The 4303-nt window shown below is 62.2% G+C and carries 5 protein-coding genes; 1 reads left to right on the top strand and 4 read right to left on the bottom strand.

All coding sequences use genetic code 11. The features are described 5' to 3' along the window. Nucleotides 1-80 precede the first annotated feature (80 nt). The 4 genes from V7P99_RS14685 to petA form a co-directional block, all read right to left on the bottom strand. Nucleotides 81-956 (bottom strand): S-methyl-5'-thioadenosine phosphorylase, encoded by an 876-nt coding sequence (locus V7P99_RS14685; protein WP_333795577.1) that lies wholly within the window; start codon nt 954-956, stop codon nt 81-83. Between the two features lie 144 nt (nt 957-1100). Then, nucleotides 1101-1961 (bottom strand): cytochrome c1, encoded by an 861-nt coding sequence (locus tag V7P99_RS14680; RefSeq protein ID WP_333795576.1) that lies wholly within the window; start codon nt 1959-1961, stop codon nt 1101-1103. Nucleotides 1962-1975: 14 nt separating this feature from the next. Further along, entirely contained in the window at nt 1976-3253 is a 1278-nt protein-coding gene (locus V7P99_RS14675; protein ID WP_333795575.1) for a cytochrome b, read from the bottom strand. Between the two features lie 14 nt (nt 3254-3267). Beyond that, nucleotides 3268-3840, bottom strand: a complete 573-nt coding sequence (gene petA, locus V7P99_RS14670; protein ID WP_333795574.1) for a ubiquinol-cytochrome c reductase iron-sulfur subunit — start codon at nt 3838-3840, stop codon at nt 3268-3270. Nucleotides 3841-4168: 328 nt separating this feature from the next. Here petA and V7P99_RS14665 point away from each other — a divergent pair. Next, a partial coding sequence (locus V7P99_RS14665; protein WP_442909915.1) for a tRNA (cytidine(34)-2'-O)-methyltransferase occupies nt 4169-4303 on the top strand: 135 nt, incomplete at its 3' end.

Below are 4303 nucleotides of genomic sequence, written 5' to 3'. Positions count from 1 at the left end.
GGAACGGCTCTAAGTCTTGGCTTGGGAGCCTGGTGGCGCTCAACGAGTGCGCGAAACGCTCACCTCGCGAACGATCGGCCTTAACGGGCGAGCACGCGACCGGCGATGGCGTCGAGCTTGCGAACCAGTGAGGCGTCGCGCGCCTCGGGTGCAGTGATGATCGCCACTTCCAGTGCGCGGTCCGAGCCGATGGGGCACGCCGGATGCTCACGTGGAAAGTCACGCGCAAGGCGCATGACAAGGCGCTGCGCCTTCTCGGTATTGTCTTTCATCACTCGAATGATGCCAGCGACATCGACGTCAGCGTGATCGTCGTGCCAGCAGTCATAGTCGGTCACCATGGCGACGGTCGCGTAACAAATCTCGGCCTCGCGGGCGAGCTTCGCCTCCGGCATGTTGGTCATGCCGATCACGTCCATGCCCCAGCTGCGATAAAGGTTGCTTTCCGCACGTGTAGAAAATTGGGGTCCTTCCATTACGAGATACGTGCCGCCCCGCGTATAGACGATGCCCTCCGGCTGGGCTGCGCGCTCGACCGCGTCGACAAGCAGCGGGCTCACCGGATCTGCCACTGAGACGTGCGCAACGAGACCCGGACCGAAGAAGCTTTTCTGCCGCGCGAAGGTGCGATCGACAAACTGGTCGACGAGCACGAAATGCCCCGGCTCCAGATCCTCGCGCAGCGAGCCGCAGGCGGAAATCGAGACGAGATCGGTTACGCCCGCGCGCTTCAATGCATCGATGTTGGCGCGGTAGTTGATGGCTGAGGGCGGCACTGGATGGCCGCGGCCGTGCCGGGGCAGAAAGCGCACCGGAAGCCCGGCGATCTCAGCGAATAGCACCTCATCGGATGGCGCGCCCCACGGCGTCATCACCTTTTCCCAACGAGGGTTCTCGAGGCCGGGCAGGTTGTAGAAACCGCTGCCGCCAATGATGCCGAGGATAGAGGACGTCATGTGGGCTCCCGATAGATTTGGGCGGTGGACAGTGAAGCCTGGGGCGGAGCTGAGGTCGAAGCACCTCGTTCCGCCCACATTGCCTACTGTCCACCGCCCAAAAAGAGAAGCTTTATAACGGGAGCAGACGTCTGCTCCCTCGCCTCAATGCGGGATTTTCGACCAGAGCCTGCGCTTCCCGGCGTATAGCAGCGCCGTTGCCACCAGGAGATAGAGGATCACGAGCCAACCCGTGCTCTTGCGAGTATCGAGCGAGGGGTCGGCGGCCCAAGAGAGAAATGCCGACAAGTCTCGGGCATTCTGATCGAGCGAGCCGCTGCCGTCCTGATAGGTCACGAACGAATCCGCCGAGAGCGGCGGAGGCATGGCGATCTGATGCCCGGGGAAGGCCACGTTGTAATACATGCCTTCGGCAATCTGCACATCGGCAGGCGCCTCGGCATACCCCATCATCAGCGCGTACAGATAATCCGCGCCCCCTTCCTGGTAGCCGGTCGCGACATCTCTCAGCATAGAGAACGGATGCGCCCACCAGGAGCCCCGGTACTCGACGCCGCGCGCCTTGGCAATCAGCGACAGATCCGGCGGCAGCGCGCCGTTCTGCATCGCACGCGCCTCATTGTCGTTTTTGAAGGGCCCCAGGATCGGATCGAACGCCTTTGGCTCGCGCTCGAACATCTTGCCCTCGTCATCGGGCCCGTCGACGATCTTGTTCGGCCACTCGTGGGCGAGCGCCTTCACCGCCTCCTCAGGAAAAGCCGGGCCGCCCGGCTCGGAAAGGTTGCGGAAGCGCACGCGCTTCAGCCCGTGACAGGCAGCGCAGACGTCCTTGTAGATCTGGAAGCCGCGCTGCAACTGCGCCTGGTCATATTGGCCGGTGAAGCCGCTGAAGCTCCATGGTTGGCGCTCGATGTGAGCGGCGTCGCCTGCAGCACGGGCTTCAAGTGCCGGCATGAAGCCGACGACCACCGCAAGTGCGGCAAGAGTTCCTTTCAAAGGTCGCATCTTCTGTCTCCCGCTCAGCGTGTCTCTGGGGCGGCGGCTGCGCCTTGCGGCGCTCCTGCCCCGCTTGGCAGGACGGACGCGGAAATAGATTTCGGTAGTGGCTTCGGCGTCTCGATGAGGCCGATCACCGGCATCACGATCAGGAAGTGCGCGAAGTAGTAGATCGTGAAGACCCGTGCCCAGAATACATAAGCTCCTTCGGCCGGCATGGCGCCGAGATAGCCGAGCGCAAGGCACGAGATGACCAGCAGCCAAAAGAACCAGCGATAGAGCGGGCGATACTTGGTCGAGCGCACGCGGCTGGTATCGAGCCAGGGCACGAAGACCAGCACCACGATGGCGGCGAACATGGCCACCACACCGCCAAGCTTCGAGGGAATGGCCCGCAGGATGGCGTAGAACGGCAGGAAGTACCATTCGGGCACGATGTGCGGCGGGGTCACCAGCGGATTGGCCTCGATGTAGTTGTCGGCGTGACCGAGGTAATCCGGCAGGAAGAATACGAACCAGGCGAACAGAACCAGGAACGCCATCATGCCGACCGCATCCTTGGCGACCGCGTAGGGATACATCGGCACCGCATCCGCCTTGGTCTTGATCTCGAGGCCGGTCGGATTGTTCTGGCCGACGACATGCAGCGCCCAGATGTGCAATACGACAAGGCCCGCGAGCACGAACGGCAGCAGGTAGTGCAGCGAGAAGAAGCGGTTCAGCGTTGTACCTGAAACAGCGTAGCCGCCCCACAGCCATTCGACGACCGCGGTGCCAACGCCGGGAATGATCTCGTTCAGGGACGAGAACAGGTTGGTGATGACGGTGACGCCCCAGAAGCTCATCTGGCCCCACGGCAGCGCATAGCCCATGAAGGCCGTGGCCATCATGACGAGGAAGATGATCACGCCGACGATCCACAGCACCTCGCGGGGCGCCTTGTAGGAGCCGTAGTAAAGGCCGCGGAAAATGTGGACGTAGACGGCGATGAAGAACATCGACGCGCCGACGGCGTGGAAGTTGCGGATCATCCAGCCGTAGTTGACGTCGCGGCGGATGGCCTCGACCGAGTTGAAGGCCTCGGCCGCGCTCGGCTGATAATGCATGGCGAGCACGATGCCCGTCACGATCTGCGCGACGAGGCAGAAGGTCAGGATGCCGCCAAAGGTCCAAAAATAGTTGAGATTGCGCGGGGTCGGAAAGTCGACGAACTGCCCGTGCATGAGGCGTGCGATCGGCAGGCGGTCATCCCACCACCTGGCAAACGCGGATTTCGGCTCGTAGCTCGATGTATGCTCCATCTGAGGCGCCCTTCTCAGCCGATCTTGATCTTGGTGTCGGAGACGAACTCGTAGGGCGGAACCTCGAGGTTGCGCGGCGCCGGACCCTTGCGGATGCGGCCCGACGTGTCGTAGTGCGAGCCGTGGCAGGGGCAGAACCAGCCGCCGTAATCGCCCTTCGAATCCCCAATCGCCTGGCCCTTCGGAATGCAGCCCAGATGCGTGCAGATGCCGACCAGGACCATCCAGTTCGTCTTGCCTTCCTTCACCCGGTTGGAGTCGAGGGCTGGCGCTGATTCGGGCAGGAGATCGTTGCGCGCCGAGCCGTCAGGAAGATCCGAGAGGCTCGTATCCTCGGCTTCCTTGATCTCTTCCGGCGTGCGGTTGCGGATGAAGATCGGCTTGCCGCGCCACATAACGGTAATCGCCTGGCCTTGCTGCACCGGCGATAGATCGATCTCGACGGATGCGAGCGCCTGCGCGCCGGCGTCCGGATTCATCTGTGCGACGAACGGCCAAAGCGTCACGGCCGCTCCAACTGCAATGAAGGCATTACCGGCGACGATCAGAAAATCCCGGCGGTTCGGCTCTTCGGCTTCTATGGCCACGTGCCCCTCCCATCTCGAGACTGCCCGCCCGCGGGAAGCGGTCACCGAGCAAGAGGTCGGCTATGGCCGCTTGCTCGCTGCAATCCGCAGGGCCGTGACCTCCTCACGGACCAGTGGACGGACATCTCTCACTGCTTCGAAGCACTAACCGAGGCTGGCCATCTGTGCAAGGATCACGCTTTCAAGCGACGCGCAAATCCCCGCTCTTCCGACGTCTCGAGCGCGTGCGTGCCAATCTTCTTGCACCGATCGCGAACCTGCTCAAGGTGACACGTTCGATATTTGCTGGTCAAAGTGGCGCACACGGTTCAACCAGCAGTAATCCCCCATGCGACTTGCTCTCTATCAACCCGACATTGCGCAAAATACTGGAACCATTCTTCGCCTTTCGGCATGCCTTGGCGTTGCAGTTGATCTAATCGGACCGGCCGGGTTCGATTTCAGCGACAGGTCATTCCGAAGG

Source organism: Hyphomicrobium sp. (assembly GCF_036780825.1).
GTDB lineage: Bacteria > Pseudomonadota > Alphaproteobacteria > Rhizobiales > Hyphomicrobiaceae > Hyphomicrobium_C.
Note: the sequence above shows the minus strand (reverse complement) of the source record. Positions and strands in the feature narration are given on the sequence as shown.

Excerpts from the sequence above, each read along its gene's own strand:
- V7P99_RS14685 (WP_333795577.1), bottom strand. The coding sequence starts at position 956 with ATGACGTCCTCTATCCTCGGCATCATTGGCGGCAGCGGTTTCTACAAC.
- V7P99_RS14675 (WP_333795575.1), bottom strand. The coding sequence starts at position 3,253 with ATGGAGCATACATCGAGCTACGAGCCGAAATCCGCGTTTGCCAGGTGG.
- V7P99_RS14680 (WP_333795576.1), bottom strand. The coding sequence starts at position 1,961 with ATGCGACCTTTGAAAGGAACTCTTGCCGCACTTGCGGTGGTCGTCGGC.